The sequence below is a fragment of the Sulfitobacter sp. 1A10359 genome, from assembly GCF_043558145.1.
GTDB classification, from domain to species: Bacteria; Pseudomonadota; Alphaproteobacteria; order Rhodobacterales; family Rhodobacteraceae; genus Sulfitobacter; species Sulfitobacter faviae.
In genome coordinates, this window is record NZ_JBIFGB010000002.1 from 168,438 (window position 1) to 186,789 (window position 18,352).

Below are 18,352 nucleotides of genomic sequence, written 5' to 3' on the forward strand. Positions count from 1 at the left end.
TCAGCTTCGGTACTCCGGATTTTCGAAATCGAACCGCGCGCCCGCGTCCCAGGCCTCGCGGTCGTTGCCCTCGCGCGGGTAGCCGCCCGCGTGTTTCAGCATCCGTGCCAGATGCAGGGCGTTCCATGTCATGATGGTGGTGTTGCGCTGCGTGAATTCATTGTCGAAACCCGCGCGTTTGCCGTCCACCTCATCGCCGTAAGACGGCCCCGGCCCGGCCTCGCCAATCCAGCCACAATCGGCCTGCGGAGGGATCGTGTAGCCCAGATGGTTCATCGCGAAACCGGTGGTCATGGCGACATGTTTGATGCCGTCCTCGTTACCGGTGACCACCGTGCCGCCGACCTTGCCGTAAAAGACCGACTGGCCTTTGTCGTTGAGCTCACCGCTCATGGCATAGAGCCGCTCGATCAGCACGCGGCAGACACTGCTCTCCTCGCCCAGCCACAAAGGCGTGCCGATGATCAGAATGTCGGCGGCCAGCACCTTCTCCCAGATCGCGGGCCAGTCGTCGCGGTCCCAGCCGTGTTCGGTCATGTCCGGATAGACGCCCGGCGGCACTTGGTGATCCAGCAGGTAGAGATGCTCCACCCCCACCCCCTGCGTCTCCATTATGCCTGCGCTGGCGTTCATCAAAAGCTGGGTGTGGCTGTCGCCGGGGGTCTTCTTGAGCGAGCAATTGACGTAGAGCGCCTTGAGATCGGAATAGTCAGTCACGGCCGAGTTCCTTCTTCAGTTGCTCCAACTCCCGATCAAGGAAGAAAGAGGTGATGGAGCGGATGATGACCAGCATCAGCAAGAAGAGCAGGTCGGCAAACCGCAGGCTGATCGCGGTGTGGATCACGTCCGAGACGATGAAAAGCTCCAGCCCCGCGAGGATGTAGCGCCCCAGTTCGATCCGCTCGCGGTTGGTGCGGCGGACGCGCTCTGGCCCCTTCTGGGCGATCTCGGCGATCGTCACCCCGGTCAGGAAACGTGCCGCACCGATCAGCAGCAGAATGATGGCCGCGATGTCGATGACCGCGGCGAGAATCTCGAAACCTTCGATCAGCCAAGGCAGAAAGTGGTGCAGGACACCGCCTTCTGTCTCCAGTTCTATCAGGTTTTCCATCCTGATCCCTCCGTCCTGTTTGGCCGACACAGCGAGACGCGGTTAATAGGCCGCCCCCAAACGCAGCGCCTGTTCCCCCGTCATCTGCATCAGGCAGGCCAAGGTTGCAGGCCCGCCGCCTGTGCCACCGCCCCATTGGCTGCGTTCATAATCGCAGGCGGCATCACGAAAGGTAATCCACGCGCGCTGCATGTCACGCAGCGCCTCGGCCTGCGAAGGCAGTTGCGGCTGGTAGAGGGCATTCTCCTCATCGGCGGATTTCGCCTGCACCATGCGGGCGCGGTAATTCTCGTTCAGCAGGCCGTCCCAAAAGGTCAACTCAGCATCAAGACACGCGCCCATGCCGACGGTCGAATAGCCGCCCGGCCCTTCCATACAGAGGTTGGCCGACAGGCCAATGCAGGCGCGCTGGTCTGCAAACTCTTCGGCCCCGGCCAGACAGTCAGCCGTGGCGGCATCGGAATAGGTGATGTCCTGCGCGGCCACCGGCCCCGCCAGAAACGCGCAGGCCAGCAGGAGGGCGCGCATCACATTGCCCCCATCATCTCACGGCCCACCAGCATGCGACGAATTTCCGAGGTGCCCGCGCCGATCTCCATCAGCTTGGCATCGCGGAAGATGCGGCCCACCGGATTGTCGCTGAGGTACCCCGCGCCGCCCATCGCCTGCACCGCCTGATGCGCCTGCACCATGGCCTGCTCCGAGGCATAGAGACAGCAGGCCGCCGCGTCCTGACGGGTCACGTCGCCCCGGTCGCAGGCCTGCGCCACGCTGTAGACATAGGCCCGCGCCGAGTTCATCGCGGTGTACATATCCGCCATCTTGCCCTGCATCAGTTGGAAATCCCCGATGCGCTGGCCGAACTGCTTGCGCTCGGCCATGTAGGGCATGATCTCATCGAGACAGGCGGCCATGATGCCAAGGCCGATGCCCGCCAGCACGACGCGCTCGTAATCGAGGCCCGACATCAGCACGCGCACGCCCTTGCCCTCTTCGCCGAGGATATTCTCGAAGGGCACTTCGCAATCCTCGAAAATCAACTCGGCGGTGTTCGAGCCGCGCATGCCGAGCTTGTCGAAATGCTTGGAGGTCGAGAACCCCTTCATCGACTTCTCGATTAAAAAGGCGGTGATACCCTTGGAGCCCGCCTCGGGGTCGGTCTTGGCATAGACCACCAGCGTCTCGGCGTCGGGGCCGTTGGTGATCCAATACTTGTTGCCGTTGAGGCGGAAGTGGTCGTTCCGCTTCTCGGCATGCAGCTTCATGCTGACCACGTCACTGCCCGCGCCCACTTCGGACATCGCCAGCGCGCCGACATGCTCGCCCGAGCAGAGTTTGGGCAGGAACTGCGCCTTCTGCTCCGGGGTGCCGTTCAACTTGATCTGGTTCACGCAAAGATTGGAATGCGCGCCGTAAGACAGCGAGACCGAGGCCGAGGCCCGGGCGATTTCCTCGACCGCGACGGTATGGGCAACATAGCCCAACCCCGATCCGCCGAACTCTTCTTCGACAGTCATGCCCAGAAGGCCCAACTCGCCCATCTCCTGCCAAAGCTCAGCGGGGAATTCGTTCTTGCTGTCGATCTCGGCGGCCATCGGCTTGACGCGCTCTTGCGCCCAGCGGTGCACCATCTCCCGCATGGCCGCGACGTCTTCTCCCAGATCAAACTGCATACTTGCGTTGAACACGGCTTCTCCCCCCGATTTATTGAACGCTTGTTCATTACCTACCGCCCCACCCGCTTTGCGTCAAGCGGCGCGATGTGGAACCGCCCCGCGCCGCGGCGGGTTGGCCCTGCGACCAAGCGAACACTACAACAAAGCGAGATGCAAATGAGCGATGATCTGAAAAAAGAGTTTTGGGACCGTCTGGACGACACCCGCGCCGGGATGCTGATGACCAAGACCGCCCGCGCGATCCCAATGACACACTACATCGACGAAGACGACCGCGCCGCCGTGCTGTGGTTCATCACCGCCAAAGGCACCGATCTGGCGCAATCCGCCGAAGGACGCGCCGCCGCCCAATACCTGATCGCCAGCAAGGACGAATCCCTCTGGGCGCGGATCGACGGCCATGTTTCCGCCGTGACCAACCCGACCGAGCTGGACAAGATTTGGAACGCCATCGCGGGCGCATGGTTCGAGGACGGCAAGCAAGACCCGGATGTGCAATTGATCCGCTTTGACCTCACCGAAGCCGAGGTTTGGGCGACCGATGGTGGGTTCAAGTTCCTCTATGAGATCGGCAAGGCGCAGATGACCGGCCAAAAGCCCGACATGGGCAAACATGGCACCATCCGATTCTAAGCCTACCCTCCCTGAAAAACGGCGCTGACCTCGGCCCGGATGATCCGCGCGATCAGGGCGCAGTCCTCCAGTGAGAAGGTCAGCGGCACACGCATGTCGATCAGCCCCGCCAGCACCGCATCGCTGGCGGGCATTTTCTCAGCCCGCACATAGCGCCACGTGTCGTAGCGGCTGGTGAAGCCCATAGGCTCGGCCCTGCCGAACCATTTCAACTCCACCCCGCGTGCAGCGCAGCGCGCCAGCACTGCCTCGACATCCTCCGGCGACCAACCTTTCAACAGGAATTGGATTGACGAGCCGACGATGCTCTCTGCCTCGGGCCGGTCGATGACCGTGAGCCCCGGCGTGTCGCGCAGCCCCGCCTCGATCACCCGATAACGCTCATTCCAGCGGGCCACCTGTTCCGGCAGCCGTCGCAACTGCGGGCGCAGGACCGCAGCGCGCAGGTTGTCCATCCGGCCCGAGATATTGGGGGTCTCATAGCGGATCGTCTCAAAAGCCTCCGGCCCCGGCGCGGCGGCGTGGCGGTCATAGAGCATGTAAGACCCCGACAACATAATCGCCCGCGCCGCGACCTCGGCATCATCGGTGATCAGCAGCCCACCCTCACCCGCGTTCACATGTTTATAGGTCTGGCAGGAAAAACACCCGATCTTTCCCTGTGTGCCCGATGGTTTGCCGTTCCACGCCGCCCCCATCGTATGGGCGCAATCTTCGATCACCGTGACGCCGCGCGCATCGCAAAGCGCCATTAGGGCGTCCATGTCCACCAGATGACCGCGCATATGGCTGAGCAGCAGCACATCGGCCTGATCCGCCTTGGCGGCGAGGTCATCAAGGTCAATCACCAGTTGCTCCGTCACGCCGACGAAAACCGGGACCGCGCCCAATGCCGCAATCGCCCCCGGCACCGGGGCGAGCGTGAAGGCGTTGGTCAGCACCCGGTCGCCCGGTTTCACCCCCACCGCGCGCAGCGCCGTGGCCATGGCATAGCCGCCCGAGGCCACAGCGAGACAATATTTCGCCCCCGTCATCGCGGCGAATTCCTGCTCCAGCAGGGCAACCTCGGCCACCTCCCCCGGGGCTGTGTTGTAGCGGTGCAACCGTCCGTGACGCATCACCGCCACTGCCGCCTCGATCGCATCTTCGGGGATCGGCTCTTGCTGCGTGAAACTACCGGTAAACCGCTCGGCCATCAGGCGGCTTTGCCGATCAAACGTTCGATGACCTCCGGCAGGTCGGCGAAATCGTCCAACAGCGCTTCGGGCTCCAGCGCAGCCATGTCTTCGCCCGAGGGGCCGAAGGTCACCAGCACGCAAGGAACCCCTGCGGCCTTGGCGGTCTTGCGGTCGGTGTCGCTGTCGCCAATCAACACGCATTGCGCCGGATCGCCCCCGGCACGGCGGGCGGTTTCGAACAGGTGTTCCGGGTCAGGTTTGCGCACGGCCAGCGTATCAGCCCCCAGCATCGCGCCGAATGCATCGCGCACGCCAAGACGGGTCAGCAGCAACTCCGCCAAAGCCTCGGGTTTGTTGGTGCAGATCGCCACGCGGTAGCCCGCGGCTTTGAGCGCGGCCACAGCCTCCATCGCGCCGGGGTACATGATGGTATGGGTGTCGATGTCCCGCCCATAGGCTTCAAGCAGCATCGGGTAATAGCGGTCGATCGTCGCCGCGTCATCGGCACGGCCCAGCTTTTGCATCCCCAAGGTCAGCATCGCCCGCCCGCCGCGCAGCGCGGTGCCCGCATCCTCGGCATGGACCAGCACATCGCCCTCGCCCATGTCACGGAAACAGGCATTGGCGGCGGCGATCAAATCGCCCGAGGTATCGGCCAAGGTGCCGTCGAGATCGAAAACCACTGTCTTCACTGGATACTCCTTGGGCGGAACCCCGCCTTGCAAAATGGCATCGTGTTGCAGTCCGCAACCTAGTTTGATGGGCCGCAACCTTGCGCCTTTGTGCGAAGCGCGTAAAGAGAATGCAAGCTGAAGGACAAAGAGATTTACATGGAAACTGCATTGATCATCCTCGCCGCGGGCAAGGGGACACGGATGAACTCGGACCTGCCAAAGGTGCTGCACCGCGTGGCCTCCGCCCCGATGCTGGAACACGCCATGGCCGCAGGCGCCATGCTCGGCCCGCGCCATACGGTCGTGGTGGCAGGCCACGGCGCCGATCAGGTCCGCGCCGCCGCCACGCTTTTTGACGAAGACGCGCAGGTCGTCGAACAGACCGAGCAATTGGGCACGGCCCATGCGGTGGCACAAGCCCGCCCGGCGCTGGACGGGTTCGATGGCATGGCGCTGGTGCTCTACGGTGACACGCCCTTCGTCCAGCCTGAGACACTTGAAAAGATGCAGGAAGCGCTGGCGACACATGACGTGGTGGTTCTGGGGTTTGAGGCTGCCGATCCCGCCCGATATGGCCGTTTGGTGATGCAGGGCGACGCCTTGGAACGGATCGTCGAGTTCAAAGACGCCTCCGCCGAAGAGCGCGCCATTACCCTGTGCAACTCCGGCGTGGTGGCCTGCAAATCCGAACTGCTCTTCGACTTGATCGACAAGGTCGGCAACGACAACGCTTCGGAAGAATACTACCTCACCGATATCATCGGCATCGCCCGCGCCGAGGGCCGCAGCGCCACGGTTGTTACCTGCGACGAGGCCGAGACCATGGGCGTCAACTCCCGCGCCGATCTGGCGAGGGCCGAGGCCGCGTTCCAATCCCGCGCCCGCGATCTGTTGATGGAAGACGGCGTGACCTTGGTCGCCCCCGAAACCGTCTTCCTGTCGCGCGACACTTTCATCGGGCGCGATACGGTGGTGGAGCCGAATGTCGTCTTCGGCCCGAATGTCACCGTGGAATCCGGCAGCACCATCCGCGCCTTCTCGCATCTCGAAGGCTGCCATGTCTCACGCGGCGGGGTCGTCGGCCCCTACGCCCGGCTGCGCCCCGGCGCGGAACTGGCCGAAGACGTGCGCATCGGCAATTTCGTCGAGGTGAAGAACGCGCAAATCGCCGAAGGGGCCAAGGTCAACCACCTAAGCTATATCGGCGACGCCACCGTCGGCGCGCGAAGCAACATCGGCGCGGGCACGATCACCTGCAATTATGACGGGGTGATGAAGCATCACACGACCATCGGCGCTGGCGCTTTCATCGGGTCCAACACCATGCTCGTGGCCCCGGTGACCATCGGCGAGGGTGCTATGACCGGCTCGGGCTCGGTCATCACTTCGGACGTGGAGCCCGAAGCGCTGGCCCTGTCACGCGCACCGCAGGTCGAGAAGCCCGGCATGGCGCGCAAAATGTTCGAAATTTTAAAGGCCAAAAAGGCAAAAATGCAGAGGGGCAGCTAATAATGTGTGGAATTGTTGGGGTGCTTGGCACCCATGAAGTCGCCCCGATCTTGGTAGAAGCACTGAAAAGGCTGGAATATCGCGGCTATGACAGCGCGGGCATCGCGACCCTGAACGAAGGCAAGCTTGAGCGCCGTCGCGCCTTGGGCAAGCTGGTAAACCTCTCGGACGCGCTGGTGCATGAGCCGCTGGCGGGGAAGTCAGGCATCGGCCACACCCGCTGGGCCACCCATGGCGCGCCGAGCGTCACCAATGCCCACCCGCATCAGGCGGGACCAGTGGCCGTGGTGCATAACGGGATCATCGAAAACTTCCGTGAATTGCGGGCCGAACTGGCCGAACATGGCGCGCAATTCGTGTCTGAGACCGATACCGAGACCGTTGCCCTCCTGACCCAGCATCACATGGCGCAGGGCGCAGGCCCGGTGGAGGCCGCCAACCAGACGCTTGCCCGCCTCGAAGGCGCTTTCGCGCTGGCCTTTCTCTTTGACGGGCACGACGACCTGATGATTGCGGCGCGCAAGGGCTCGCCCTTGGCCATCGGCTATGGCGAGGGTGAAATGTATGTGGGCAGTGACGCCATCGCGCTTGCCCCGCTGACCCACCAGATCGCCTACCTCGAAGAAGGGGATTGTGCGGTCATCACCCGGACCTCGGTCGAGGTCACCGACCGCAACGGGGCGCTCGCCAACCGCGCGATCAAATCCGTGCAGATCGACAATACCCGCATCGACAAGGCGGGGCACAAACACTTCATGGCCAAGGAAATCGCCGAGCAACCCGGCGTGATCGGCGCGGCCATCGGCCATTACCTCACCCCCGAAGGCGAGATCAACATCAGCGCGCAGGACATTGATTTCACGCAATTTGACCGGATCCTCATGGTGGCCTGCGGCACGGCCTCCTACGCCTGTTTTACCGCGAAATACTGGTTTGAGCAGATCGCCCGCCTGCCGGTCGAGATCGATGTTGCCTCGGAATTCCGCTACCGTGAACCGCCGATCCCGCCCCGCACATTGGCGGTTTTCGTCAGCCAATCGGGTGAGACCGCCGACACGCTGGCCGCCCTACGCTATTGCGAGGGCAAGGCCGCGCGTATCCTGTCAGTCGTCAACGTGCCCGAAAGCTCCATCGCCCGCGAAAGCGATCTGGCGCTGCCGATCCACGCCGGTGTCGAAGTCGGCGTGGCCTCAACCAAGGCCTTCACCTGCCAGTTGGTCGTCCTTTTCGCGCTGGTGCTCAAAGCCGCGCGGGACCGCGAGGTGATCAGCACCGATGCCTTCGCCGATCACATCTCAGCCCTGCGGGGGCTACCCGCGACCATCAGCACCGCGCTTGAACAGAACGACGCGATGCAAGAGGCCGCGCTCAAGCTTTCCCATGCCCGCGACGTGCTGTTCCTTGGCCGGGGCCAGATGTACCCCCTCGCCCTTGAAGGCGCGTTGAAACTCAAGGAAATCAGCTACATCCACGCCGAAGCTTATGCATCGGGTGAGCTGAAACACGGCCCCATCGCGCTGGTGGATGAGCATGTGCCGGTGGTCGTCATGGCCCCGCGCGACGCGCTCTTCGACAAGACCGTCAGCAACATGCAAGAGGTCATGGCGCGCAAGGGCAAGGTGATCTTGATCTCCGATGCCAAAGGTCAGGCCGAGGCCAATGACGGCGTCTGGTTCAGCATCGAGATGCCCCCGGTGCCGGATGCGCTGGCGCCGATCCTCTATGCGGTTCCGGCGCAGTTGCTGGCCTACCACACCGCCGTGGCGAAGGGCACGGATGTGGACCAGCCGCGCAACCTGGCGAAATCGGTGACGGTGGAATGACCCCCGAAACCGCTTTGCAGGAGCTCGAAGCGCAGGCCAACCCGGCCCGCGCGGAAGAGATGCGCGCCTATCACAAGGTTGACCGGCGCTATCTCGGCCTGACCAACCCACAGATCGCAGCGCTTGCGCAAAACTGGCGCGCGGCGCTTGACATCGAAGGGCGTGTCGCTCTCTCCTATGGGCTCTGGCAGTCCGACATTTTCGAGGCGCGTGTGGCGGCGGCCAAATTGCTGACCCAAGCGCGGCTGCGCCCCGATGATCAGGCCGCTTGGGCGTTGATTGCAAGTTGGACCGCGGATTTCGACAGTTGGGCGATTGCCGATCATGCCAGCATGGCGGCGCAGAAACGTTTGGTGGCCGACCCCACCCGTTTGGACGAGGTGGAAGATTGGGTCGCCTCAGATCACCTTTGGACCCGGCGCGCCGCGCTCGTCTCTACCCTGCCATGGACCAAACAGAACAATCCTAAGCCTGAGGAACTGGCCGCCCGCGACCGTATCCTCGGCTGGGCCGCGACGATGGTGCCGGATCACCGCTGGTTCATTCAGAAGGCAATCGGCTGGTGGCTGCGCGACCTGTCAAAACACGACGCTGACCGCACCCGCGCTTTCATCGCCACCCATGGGGAGGCGATGAAACCTTTCGCGGTGAAAGAAGCGCTGCGCCTGCTGAAAAAGTCAGAAGGCGCAGGCTGACCCCCTACCCCTCGGTCGAGACTTCGACCGTGGTGAGGTCGGTCAGCGACGCCCCGATTAAACGCAAGGCGGGCAGCGACATGCGGCTGCCTGCGGTTGCGGGCCCCTCCAGCGGGATCAGCGTCACGGCGGCGGATTTGCCCGTCGCGGGGTTGGTCACCCGCCCCGGCTGTTCCGCGTCGACCAGAGGTGTTTTCAACCACAGCCCCGGCTCCGTCGCGCTGCCCAAGCTGACCACGGTCGACCCCAAGGCGGCACCGGCACTGGCAGGCGCGCGGGCGGCCGCTTCGCGCTCTGCCGCCGTGGTGGTATCCAGCGCCTCGGCGCTGCTGCCCGCGGTGGCGATGGGAGAGGCGGCGGGCGGCGATGCAGGGGCCGGTCCGCTCGGCGTTGCAACCTCAGCCGTGGCATCGACCGATGCGGATGCGGGTGCAGGCTCAGCCTGGCTAGCATCCATCCCGAGGCGTTCCGTCAGGTTGCTGCAACCGGCGGTGGCGGCGGCAATGAAAAGCGGTAAGATTATACGTGTCATCCACGCAGCCTATCCGCGCCCTGCCCCCTTATCAATCGCCCAAATGGCGCTTGCCCCGGGTTGGGCGGGGCATTACCTATGAAGCATGACAGCACCCCTCATTGACCCTTTCATGCGCGCGATCACCTATCTGCGCGTCTCCGTCACCGACCGCTGCGATTTTCGCTGCGTCTACTGCATGTCGGAGAACATGACCTTCCTGCCTAAGAAGGAATTGCTGACGCTGGAGGAGCTCGACCGCCTGTGTAGCAATTTTATCGACCTCGGCGTCGAGAAGCTGCGCATCACCGGGGGTGAGCCGCTGGTCCGGCGCGGCATCATGACTTTCTTCGACGGCATGAAACGGCATCTCGACAGCGGCAAGCTGAAGGAGCTGACGCTGACCACCAACGGCAGCCAGTTGGAGCGTTTCGCCGACGATCTCTATGCCGCCGGGGTGCGCCGGGTGAATGTCTCGCTCGACACGCTGGACGAGCAGAAATTCGCGGATATCACCCGCTGGGGCCGGTTGCCGCAGGTGCTGCGCGGAATCGACGCAGCGCAGCGCGCGGGCCTCAAGATCAAGATCAACGCCGTGGCGCTCAAGGGCTTCAACGAGCCGGAACTGCTGCATATCACCGAATGGTGCGCCGAGCGGGGCATTGACCTCACATGGATCGAGGTCATGCCGATGGGCGACTTGGGCAACGAGGATCGTTTCGGCCAATACTGGTCGCTGCGCGCCGTGCGCGCCCGTTATGCCGAGCATTACACCGTCACCGATCTGGCCGAGCGCACCGGCGGCCCCGCGCGCTACGTGCGGCTGGAGGAGACCGGGCAAAAGATCGGCTTCATCACGCCTCTGAGCCACAACTTCTGCGAAAGCTGTAACCGCGTGCGGGTCACCTGCACCGGCGAAATTTTCATGTGTCTGGGCCAAGAGGATGTGGCCGACCTGCGCAAGCCTCTGCGCGATCACCCGGACACGGATCTGCCGTTGCAGGAGGCCATTCGCGCGGCCATCGACCGCAAGCCCAAAGGCCATGATTTCGACTATTCGCGGCAGCGTGTTGACGGGCAGATGCCCCGCCACATGAGCCACACGGGCGGCTGAGCCCTTGGCTGTGCCGTTTCTCTACCGGGCATGGGTCGCGGCGAGCCGTATGATCTTGCCCGTGGCCGGGCGGCGCTCCATGGCCAAACTGCGCCGCGCCGAGGTCACACCGGAACGCGCGCGCGAAAAGCTGGGCCATGCCAGCCAACCCCGCCCCGGGGGGCAGCTAATCTGGTTTCACGCAGCCTCGGTTGGGGAGAGCCTGTCGGTTCTGGCGCTGATCGACCGGATGGGGCGCGCTTTGCCGCAGGCGCATTTCCTCATCACCTCCGGCACCGCCACCTCGGCCCGTTTGGTGGGCAGCCGCCTGCCCCCGCGCACGCGGCATCAGTTCGCCCCGCTCGACGCCCCCGGCCCGCTGAAGCGGTTCCTTGACCATTGGCGGCCCGATGCGGCGCTCTTTGTGGAAAGCGAACTTTGGCCGCAGATGCTGCGGCGGACCCATGCGCGGGGCACGGCGATGGCGCTGATCAACGCCCGCCTCTCGCAACGCTCAATCGAAAGCTGGCAGAAACGGCCCGCGCTGGCGGGGTTCCTCTTTGGCGTGTTCGACCTGATCCTGACGCAGAATGACGCGATGGCCCGGGCCATGGCCACGATCAACGCCCCGGCTGACCGGGTCACGCCGGGGATCAACCTCAAGTCCATGGCAGGCCCCCTGCCGCAGGACGAGGGGACCATTGCCGAAGCGCGGGAGGCCTTGGAGGGCCGCCCTGTCTGGATCGCTTCCTCAACCCACCCGGGCGAGGAGAAAGCGGTGTTAGAGGCGCATCGCCAACTGCTGGAGCGCATCCCCGAGCTGTGCTTGATCCTTGCCCCCCGCCACCCCGAGAGGGGTGACGAAGTCGCCGGTCTCATCGCCAGCTACGGTCTGACGCATGGGCGTAGAACACGGGGCGACATGCCGCGCGAACAGGTCTATCTGGCCGACACTCTGGGCGAGTTGGGCACATGGTACGCGCTATCCGACATCGTCTTTCTGGGCGGGTCGCTGCACCCGATTGGGGGGCACAACCCCTATGAGGTCGCGCAGGCCGGGGCGATGGTGCTCTCGGGCACCCATGTCGCCAATTTTGCCGAGACCTATGCAGAGATGGAAGCCGAGGGCGCCGCGCGTCTGGTAGCGGGCACGCAGGATTTGGCGGACCGTGTGGGGGCTCTGCTGCGCAACGATGTCGCCCGCGCCTCTGGCGTGGCCGCGGCCAAGGCCTATGCCGCCGGGCAGACCGACAAGCTCGACAGTATTGCCGAGCGGCTGATCACGGCCCTGCGCCTGCGAGGGGACAGCGATGCCTGAGCTTTTCGTCACCAACTACAACCGTAATTTCACCGGGGTCTCGGCCACGGCGGCCAATGTGGTCCGGCAACAGGTCGACCGGCATGACTTGACGCTGGTGGGCCAGCCCCTGCCCGGCTGTCCGGTGCCGCTGACCCGCGTCGCGGCGGGGCGGATCACCCGCAAACATCCCCCCCAAGAGCGCCCCTTCGCCATTTGGCATGTGCGCCGCAACACGGAAATGCGCAGCGCGCTTTGGCTGCGCGATGTGCGTGGGGCAAATATCCGGATCGTCTTTACCTCTGCCGCGCAGCGGCTGCATTCGGCCTATCCGCGTTGGTTGATCCGGCAGATGGACGCGGTAATCGCCACGACCGAACGCGCGGCGGAGTTTGTGCCCCATGTCCGCGCCGTGGTGCCGCATGGGGTGGATACCGATGTCTTCTCCCCCGCCACCAACCGGGCGAACGCTTGGGAGCAATTGGGCTTTGGCGGCACCCATGGCATCGCCACCGTGGGGCGCATCCGGCCTGAGAAAGGCACCGACCTTTTCGTCGAGGCCATGCTGCGCCTGCTGCCCCAACGCCCCGGCGCGGTGGCGCTGGTGATTGGCCGGGCGGGCGGCAAACATGAGGCGTTTTTGACCAAGCTCAAGGCGCAGGTCGAGGCCGCGGGCCTTGCCAACCGGCTGCTTTTCATCGGCGAATATCCCGCCGCCGATCTACCGAAACTGATGCGCGCCCTGTCGCTGGTGGTGCAACTGCCACGCTACGAGGGCTATGGCATGGTCCCGCTCGAAGCGCTGGCCTCGGGCGTGCCTTTCGTGGGCAGCGATGCGGGCTATTACGGCGCTTTCTCGAACGGGGGCCGCGTGGGCAAGGTCGTGCCACTGGGTGCGGCAGAGGCTGCGGCCCAAGCCGCGCTCTCCTTGCTAGAGCGCGAGGATCAAGCCGCCCTCTCCGAGGCCGCGCGCCACTGGGCCGAACAGCGTTTCAGCGCCCGGGCCGAGGCTGATGGGATCGAAGCCGTCTACAACGCGCTTTGGGAGCGCGGCTAGCCCCCAAAGCAAAACGCGCCCCCCAAGGGAGGCGCGCTCTAGTCATTACTGAAGGTAGGATCAGGCCGCAGGCATCCGTTGCTCGACGATGCCTGCCCACCAGCTACACCCCGCCGGAATGGCTTCGTCGTTGAAATTATACTCCGGGTGGTGCACCGCCGCCGTGTCGCCGTTGCCGACAAGGATATAGGCGCCCGGGCGCTCCTCCAGCATGAAGGCAAAGTCTTCGCCCCCCATCACGAGCGGCGCTTCCTCGCATTGGCCCGAGATCGAGCGTGCCACGTCGGCAGCAAACTCGGTCTGCTCCTCGTGGTTCACCATGACCGGGTAGCCGCGATGGTAGGTCACATCGGCGCTACCGCCGAAAGTGCCTGCGATGCCGGTGCAGATCTCGTTGATCCGCTTTTCGGCCAGTTCCCGCATCTCGGCGGACATGGTGCGCACGGTGCCTTTGATCTGCACCTTCTGCGGGATCACGTTGAAGGCTTTCGAGGAGGTCTCGAAAGAGGTGACGGAGACCACGATCTGCTCCACCGGGTCGGCGTTGCGCGCGGTGATGGTCTGCAGCGCCAGCACGGCCTGAGCGGACATCACGGTGGTGTCGACGGTCTCATGCGGCTTGGCGGCATGGCCGCCGCGGCCTTCGAAGGTGATGTCGAACTGATCGGTCGCGGCAAAGAAGGAGCCTGCGCGGATGCCGAAGGAGCCGGTGGGCATGCCCGGCCAGTTGTGCATCCCGTAGACTTCCTGGATGCCCCAACGCTCCATCATGCCGTCTTCGCACATTTCGCGACCACCGCCGCCGCCTTCTTCGGCGGGCTGGAAGATCACCACGACAGTGCCGTCAAAGTTGCGGGTCTCGGCAAGGTATTGCGCGGCACCCAAGAGCATGGCGGTGTGGCCGTCATGGCCGCAGGCATGCATCGCGCCGTCGGTCTTGGAGGCATAGTCCAGCCCGGTCTGTTCGTGGATCGGCAGCGCGTCCATGTCGGCGCGCAACCCGATGACCTTGCCCGAGCCGGTCTCCTTACCCTTGATCACGCCAACGACACCGGTGCGGCCGATGCCCTCGACGACTTCGTCGCAGCCGAAGCTGCGCAGCTTTTCGGCCACGGTGGCCGAGGTGCGGTGGGTCTCGAACAGGATCTCGGGGTTTTCATGCAGGTCGCGGCGCCATGCGGTGATGTCGGCGTGCAGCTCGGCAAATCGGTTCTTAACGGGCATTTAGGAAGTATCCTCCGGAGTTGGGTTGGGCGCTGTTTTCATGCAGTCGCATTTATCTGCCATATGCTTACGCCCTTGCCAGCCGGTCCTCAACCACCTGCGCGAACCATGAGCAGCCCGCCGGGATCGCGGCATCGTCAAAGTCATATTCTGGGTGATGGACCGTCGCCCCTTCGCCGTTGCCGATCATAATATAGGCACCCGGTCGCGCATTGAGCATATAGGAAAAATCCTCTCCGGCCATGATCGGCGGCGTGTCCCGGTCGGTGCCGGGAGTGACCTTGTCGGCGGCCTCAGCGGCAAAGCGGGTTTGATCGGCGTGGTTGCGGGTGACCGGGTAACCGCGCTGGTAGTCGATCTCGGCCCGGCATTGATGTGCCTCCGCCGTCAGACGTGTGAGGTCGTGCAGCCGACGCTCGGCCAAATCCTGAACCTCCGGATCCAGCGTCCGCACCGTGCCGCGCAACAGCACCTGATGCGGCAATACGTTGTGGCTGTCGGTGTCGCTGCGCAGGGTGCAGACCGAGACGACGACCTGTTTCAGCGGATCGGTGTTGCGGCTGGCGATGGATTGCAGCGCGATCATCACATGCGCGGCGGCGAGGTTCGTGTCCACCGCCTCATGCGGGGCCGCGGCATGGCCGCCTTGGCCCGTCAGCGTGATGGCAAACTCGTCCGCCGCCGCCAGCAGCGCGCCCTCGCGGATGGCGAACTGCCCGGTCGGGTGGCCGGGCATGTTGTGCATGCCGTAAACCTCATCGATGCCCCAGCGGTCCATCAGCCCCTCCTGCACCATGACGTTGCCGCCACCGCCGCCCTCCTCGGCGGGCTGGAAGATCAGCACCACGCGCCCGTCGAAATTGCGCGTCTCGGCGAGGTATTGCGCCGCCCCCAGCAGCATCGCCGTATGACCGTCGTGGCCGCAGGCATGCATCTTGCCGGGGTTCTTCGAGGCATGCGGCAGCCCCGTCGCCTCGGTGATCGGCAGGGCATCCATGTCCGCCCGCAGCCCGATGGTGCGGCCCGAGGTGTTGCTCTGCCCCTCGATCACCGCGACCACGCCGGTCTCGGCGATGCCGGTGGTGATGTCGGTGATGCCGAAGCTGCGCAGCTTCTCCTCGACAAATTTCGAGGTCTCGGGCAGGTCGAACATCAGTTCCGGATGCTGGTGCAGATGGCGGCGCCAGGCGGTGATCTCGGCGTGGGTCTCGGCAAAGCGGTTCTTGATCGGCATGGAATGTCCTTCTCGAAATATGCTCAGAGCGTCGGACCGAGGCGGATGGCACTGCCATCGCTGAAACGGTCGGCGCGGAATCTGTTCAGATCATGGCCCGGCGCGTCGCCCATGACCAGTGCCGCCAACACCCGCCCCATCGCCGGGCCGATGCCGAAGCCGTGGCCGGACATGCCGGTGCCGATGACAAGGCCGGGGATCTGCGCGCAGGTGTCCACTACCGGCACCATATCGGGCATCACATCGATCATCCCGGCCCATGAGGCGCGGGCGGTGACGGGCGGCAGATCGGGATAAAGCGCGGCAAAACGTTTGCGCGCCCGGCGCAGCGCGCGGTGGTCCGGCATGGGGTCGAGGATGCGCATCGCCTCGAAGGGGCTGTGCGCGTCAGCCGCCCAGTTCCGGGGCGTGCGCCACGCATCGGGAAAGCCGCGCGGGGCCGCGGCACGCAGACGCTGACCGAAGGGGCTTTGGCGCAGTTGCGGCAGGTAGTGCCGCAGCGCGCGGAAGGCATCGGGGCCGACATAGAGATCGGGACGCCCGCCGGGCGCCAGCGTATAGCCGCCATCGGCGCGGCGGCGGAAGGCAAGACCCGCCTCGGCGGCGGCCCCGGCGTGGACCTCGGGCAGCACATTGGTGGCCAGCACGCTCTCGCGCACCGAAAGCTGCGGCAGGCTGACGCCATGGGCGCGCAGGAACAGCGCCGACCACGCCCCGCCCGCCAGCACGACCGATGTCGTGCGGATCGCGCCCGCTTCGGTCACCACCCCCGCAACCCGTCCGGCGGCAAGGTCGAGCTTGCGGACCGCGCAGTTCTCGATAATGCGCACGCCTTCCTTGGCCGCTAAGGCGGCCAGCGCTGGCACCGCCACCCAAGGTTCGGCGCGCATGTCGGAAGGGGTCACCAGCGCCCCGGCGTAGCTTTTGCTCAGCCCCGGAAAGGCGGCGGCGACCTCGCCCGCGTCCATCAACCGGCTGTCGACACCATTGGCCTTGGCATGGGGCAACCAGTCAGCGTAGCCCGGCATTTTGGCGTCCGAGCCTGCCAGATAGGTCACGCCGGTCTGTTGTAAGCCGATATCGCGGTCGAGTTTCGGGGCCAGTTCGCGCCACAGCCGCGCGGCCTCGACCATGATCGGCAGTTCATCCGGGTCGCGCCCCTGCTGCCGTATCCAACCCCAGTTGCGGCTGGATTGTTCGGCGGCAATGCGGCCCTTTTCAAGCAGGGTCACCTGTTTGCCCGCGCGGGCCAGAAACAGCGCAGTGCACACGCCGATCACGCCGCCGCCGATGACGACGACCTCGCTCTCGCGCGGCGGGGTGCGCGGGTAGCTGGCGGGGGTGGCAAGGGTGATAGGAAAGGCGGACATGCGGACCCCGGTGGCTGACGCCGCGCGGCTGCACCGGGCGGCCGTGAAAAGGACTGGCCCCGCCCGGGGCCAGCCACAGGTCTGTCAGGGAAAGCTCAGCCCTGCAAGCGGGTCAGCAGACGGCGCATGAAGTCGTGGCCGGCGTCGAATTGCGCCACCTCGATGAACTCATTAGGCTGATGCGCCTGCGCGATGTCGCCGGGGCCGCAGATCACGGCGGAATAGCCCGCCTCCTGGAACTGCCCGGCCTCGGTGCCGTAGCTCACTTTGTGGCTGGCGTTGTCGCCGGTGATCTGGCGCACAATCTGCTCGGCCTCGCCGTCCTTCTCGGGCTGCAGCGCGGGCACGTCGAAGCGGGTCGAGGTCTCGATATAGGTCTCGGGCACCACGTCCTGCATCTGCTTTTCGACCTCGCGCACCTTTTTGAGGTAGGCGGTGCCCCATTTGTCTTTGTCCTCGCCCGGGACCACGCGGAAATCCATCGCGAACTTGCAGTCCTTGGCGGTGATGTTGTGAGCCGTGCCGCCCTCGATCACGCCGACATGGGCGGTGGTGAAGGGCGGATCGAACATCGCCGCCGTCTCGGTCGGTTTGGCGGCCATGTTGTCGCTGTTCACGTCATTGGCCCATTCGATAAGCTTCGCGCCCGCCATGATCGCATTGACCCCGGTGTGCAGCAACGAGGAATGCACCTCGAAACCCACCAGATGGGTGTTGAAGCCGATGCCGCCCTTGTGGCCGGTCACCGCCTGCATGGTCGAGGGCTCGCCCACGATCACCGCCGAGCCCTTGGGCACCACGCCCTGCATCGCTTGGATCATAGGCGGCGCGCCGGTGCAGCCGATCTCCTCATCGAAGCTGAGTGCGATCTGCAGCGGGCGTTTGACTTCTGCATAATGCGCCTCGACCAGCGCCCAGATCGCCAACGCGTCGAAGCCCTTCATGTCGCAGGTGCCGCGCCCGTAGTAGCGGCCTTCCTTCTCGGTCACGGTGAAGGGATCGGTGTCCCAAGCCTGACCGTCGACCGGCACCACATCCGTGTGCCCCGAGAGCACCACGGCCCCCTCCTCCCACGGGCCCGCATGGGCAAAAAGCGCATGTTTCGGCTGGTCGGGATCGATGTAGCGGTGGCTCTCGATCCCGTGCGAGGCGAGGTAGTCGGCCACCCAGTCGATCAGCGGGATATTGGTGTCGCGCGACACGGTGGGAAAGCTGATGAGTTTGGTCATCAACTCGAGCGGGGTCAGGCGTTCGGTCATGGGTCTTC

18 protein-coding genes are annotated in these 18,352 nt (G+C 64.8%); 7 read left to right on the forward strand and 11 right to left on the reverse strand.

Annotation, left to right across the window (positions count from 1 at the left end; genetic code table 11):
* Genes ACGYK2_RS05175 through ACGYK2_RS05190 form a run of 4 tightly spaced genes read right to left on the reverse strand, consistent with a single transcriptional unit; the run spans position 1 to position 2,799 of the window.
* On the reverse strand, positions 1-717 hold the full coding sequence (locus ACGYK2_RS05175) for a flavodoxin family protein (RefSeq protein WP_276154892.1): 717 nt from the start codon (positions 715-717) through the stop codon (positions 1-3).
* Positions 710-1,111: a DUF1622 domain-containing protein gene (locus ACGYK2_RS05180; RefSeq protein WP_271687660.1), complete on the reverse strand. Its 402-nt coding sequence runs from the start codon at positions 1,109-1,111 to the stop codon at positions 710-712. Before ACGYK2_RS05180 ends, ACGYK2_RS05175 begins: the two co-directional genes overlap by 8 nt.
* A gap of 42 nt (positions 1,112-1,153) precedes the next feature.
* Complete coding sequence (locus ACGYK2_RS05185; RefSeq protein ID WP_271687662.1) at positions 1,154-1,639, reverse strand: lysozyme inhibitor LprI family protein; 486 nt, start codon at positions 1,637-1,639, stop codon at positions 1,154-1,156.
* A complete protein-coding gene (locus tag ACGYK2_RS05190) occupies positions 1,639-2,799 on the reverse strand; it encodes an isovaleryl-CoA dehydrogenase (protein WP_271687663.1) in 1,161 nt (386 codons plus the stop codon). Before ACGYK2_RS05190 ends, ACGYK2_RS05185 begins: the two co-directional genes overlap by 1 nt.
* A gap of 144 nt (positions 2,800-2,943) precedes the next feature.
* Between ACGYK2_RS05190 and ACGYK2_RS05195 the strand changes: the two genes are divergently transcribed.
* Positions 2,944-3,420, forward strand: a complete 477-nt coding sequence (locus ACGYK2_RS05195) for a pyridoxamine 5'-phosphate oxidase family protein (RefSeq protein ID WP_271687665.1) — start codon at positions 2,944-2,946, stop codon at positions 3,418-3,420.
* 2 nt (positions 3,421-3,422) lie between these two features.
* On the opposite strand, the gene ACGYK2_RS05200 is transcribed toward ACGYK2_RS05195, so the two are convergent.
* The gene (locus tag ACGYK2_RS05200; RefSeq protein ID WP_271687668.1) at positions 3,423-4,616 is read right to left on the reverse strand and encodes a DegT/DnrJ/EryC1/StrS aminotransferase family protein; all 1,194 of its coding nucleotides are present in this window, start codon (positions 4,614-4,616) and stop codon (positions 3,423-3,425) included.
* Positions 4,616-5,290, reverse strand: coding sequence for an HAD-IIIA family hydrolase (locus tag ACGYK2_RS05205; RefSeq protein ID WP_271687669.1), 675 nt, complete (start codon positions 5,288-5,290; stop codon positions 4,616-4,618). Before ACGYK2_RS05205 ends, ACGYK2_RS05200 begins: the two co-directional genes overlap by 1 nt.
* Positions 5,291-5,428: 138 nt before the next feature.
* Between ACGYK2_RS05205 and glmU the strand changes: the two genes are divergently transcribed.
* From glmU to ACGYK2_RS05220, 3 genes are read left to right on the forward strand one after another with little or no spacing between them, the layout of a single operon-like run.
* Entirely contained in the window at positions 5,429-6,781 is a 1,353-nt protein-coding gene (glmU, locus tag ACGYK2_RS05210; protein ID WP_271687670.1) for a bifunctional UDP-N-acetylglucosamine diphosphorylase/glucosamine-1-phosphate N-acetyltransferase GlmU, read from the forward strand.
* A gap of 2 nt (positions 6,782-6,783) precedes the next feature.
* A complete protein-coding gene (gene glmS, locus ACGYK2_RS05215) occupies positions 6,784-8,604 on the forward strand; it encodes a glutamine--fructose-6-phosphate transaminase (isomerizing) (RefSeq protein WP_271687673.1) in 1,821 nt (606 codons plus the stop codon).
* A complete protein-coding gene (locus ACGYK2_RS05220; RefSeq protein ID WP_271687675.1) occupies positions 8,601-9,299 on the forward strand; it encodes a DNA alkylation repair protein in 699 nt (232 codons plus the stop codon). The genes glmS and ACGYK2_RS05220 overlap by 4 nt, the downstream gene beginning before the upstream one ends.
* A gap of 4 nt (positions 9,300-9,303) precedes the next feature.
* Here ACGYK2_RS05220 and ACGYK2_RS05225 read toward each other — a convergent pair whose 3' ends face one another.
* Entirely contained in the window at positions 9,304-9,831 is a 528-nt protein-coding gene (locus ACGYK2_RS05225; RefSeq protein WP_271687676.1) for a hypothetical protein, read from the reverse strand.
* Between the two features lie 85 nt (positions 9,832-9,916).
* Between ACGYK2_RS05225 and moaA the strand changes: the two genes are divergently transcribed.
* From moaA to ACGYK2_RS05240, 3 genes are read left to right on the forward strand one after another with little or no spacing between them, the layout of a single operon-like run.
* Positions 9,917-10,924 carry a GTP 3',8-cyclase MoaA gene (gene moaA / locus ACGYK2_RS05230; RefSeq protein ID WP_271687677.1) on the forward strand — a complete coding sequence of 336 codons (1,008 nt, stop codon included), beginning with the start codon at positions 9,917-9,919 and terminating at the stop codon, positions 10,922-10,924.
* A gap of 4 nt (positions 10,925-10,928) precedes the next feature.
* Complete coding sequence (locus tag ACGYK2_RS05235; RefSeq protein WP_271687679.1) at positions 10,929-12,221, forward strand: 3-deoxy-D-manno-octulosonic acid transferase; 1,293 nt, start codon at positions 10,929-10,931, stop codon at positions 12,219-12,221.
* Positions 12,214-13,257, forward strand: coding sequence for a glycosyltransferase family 4 protein (locus tag ACGYK2_RS05240; protein ID WP_271687681.1), 1,044 nt, complete (start codon positions 12,214-12,216; stop codon positions 13,255-13,257). Before ACGYK2_RS05235 ends, ACGYK2_RS05240 begins: the two co-directional genes overlap by 8 nt.
* 60 nt (positions 13,258-13,317) lie before the next feature.
* Here ACGYK2_RS05240 and ACGYK2_RS05245 read toward each other — a convergent pair whose 3' ends face one another.
* From ACGYK2_RS05245 to argE, 4 genes are all read right to left on the reverse strand, one after another.
* Entirely contained in the window at positions 13,318-14,481 is a 1,164-nt protein-coding gene (locus tag ACGYK2_RS05245) for a M20 aminoacylase family protein (RefSeq protein WP_276154301.1), read from the reverse strand.
* A gap of 67 nt (positions 14,482-14,548) precedes the next feature.
* Positions 14,549-15,715: a M20 aminoacylase family protein gene (locus ACGYK2_RS05250; RefSeq protein ID WP_271687685.1), complete on the reverse strand. Its 1,167-nt coding sequence runs from the start codon at positions 15,713-15,715 to the stop codon at positions 14,549-14,551.
* A 23-nt stretch (positions 15,716-15,738) separates the two neighbouring features.
* A complete protein-coding gene (locus ACGYK2_RS05255) occupies positions 15,739-17,085 on the reverse strand; it encodes an FAD-binding oxidoreductase (RefSeq protein WP_271687686.1) in 1,347 nt (448 codons plus the stop codon).
* Between the two features lie 95 nt (positions 17,086-17,180).
* Positions 17,181-18,344 (reverse strand): acetylornithine deacetylase, encoded by a 1,164-nt coding sequence (gene argE / locus ACGYK2_RS05260; RefSeq protein WP_271687688.1) that lies wholly within the window; start codon positions 18,342-18,344, stop codon positions 17,181-17,183.
* Positions 18,345-18,352: the final 8 nt, after the last annotated feature.

Excerpts from the sequence above, each read along its gene's own strand:
- ACGYK2_RS05225 (WP_271687676.1), bottom strand. The coding sequence starts at position 9,831 with ATGACACGTATAATCTTACCGCTTTTCATTGCCGCCGCCACCGCCGGT.
- ACGYK2_RS05195 (WP_271687665.1), top strand. The coding sequence starts at position 2,944 with ATGAGCGATGATCTGAAAAAAGAGTTTTGGGACCGTCTGGACGACACC.
- ACGYK2_RS05220 (WP_271687675.1), top strand. The coding sequence starts at position 8,601 with ATGACCCCCGAAACCGCTTTGCAGGAGCTCGAAGCGCAGGCCAACCCG.
- ACGYK2_RS05200 (WP_271687668.1), bottom strand. The coding sequence starts at position 4,616 with ATGGCCGAGCGGTTTACCGGTAGTTTCACGCAGCAAGAGCCGATCCCC.
- ACGYK2_RS05250 (WP_271687685.1), bottom strand. The coding sequence starts at position 15,715 with ATGCCGATCAAGAACCGCTTTGCCGAGACCCACGCCGAGATCACCGCC.
- moaA (WP_271687677.1), top strand. The coding sequence starts at position 9,917 with ATGACAGCACCCCTCATTGACCCTTTCATGCGCGCGATCACCTATCTG.
- argE (WP_271687688.1), bottom strand. The coding sequence starts at position 18,344 with ATGACCGAACGCCTGACCCCGCTCGAGTTGATGACCAAACTCATCAGC.
- ACGYK2_RS05240 (WP_271687681.1), top strand. The coding sequence starts at position 12,214 with ATGCCTGAGCTTTTCGTCACCAACTACAACCGTAATTTCACCGGGGTC.
- ACGYK2_RS05180 (WP_271687660.1), bottom strand. The coding sequence starts at position 1,111 with ATGGAAAACCTGATAGAACTGGAGACAGAAGGCGGTGTCCTGCACCAC.
- glmS (WP_271687673.1), top strand. The coding sequence starts at position 6,784 with ATGTGTGGAATTGTTGGGGTGCTTGGCACCCATGAAGTCGCCCCGATC.
- glmU (WP_271687670.1), top strand. The coding sequence starts at position 5,429 with ATGGAAACTGCATTGATCATCCTCGCCGCGGGCAAGGGGACACGGATG.
- ACGYK2_RS05245 (WP_276154301.1), bottom strand. The coding sequence starts at position 14,481 with ATGCCCGTTAAGAACCGATTTGCCGAGCTGCACGCCGACATCACCGCA.
- ACGYK2_RS05185 (WP_271687662.1), bottom strand. The coding sequence starts at position 1,639 with ATGCGCGCCCTCCTGCTGGCCTGCGCGTTTCTGGCGGGGCCGGTGGCC.
- ACGYK2_RS05255 (WP_271687686.1), bottom strand. The coding sequence starts at position 17,085 with ATGTCCGCCTTTCCTATCACCCTTGCCACCCCCGCCAGCTACCCGCGC.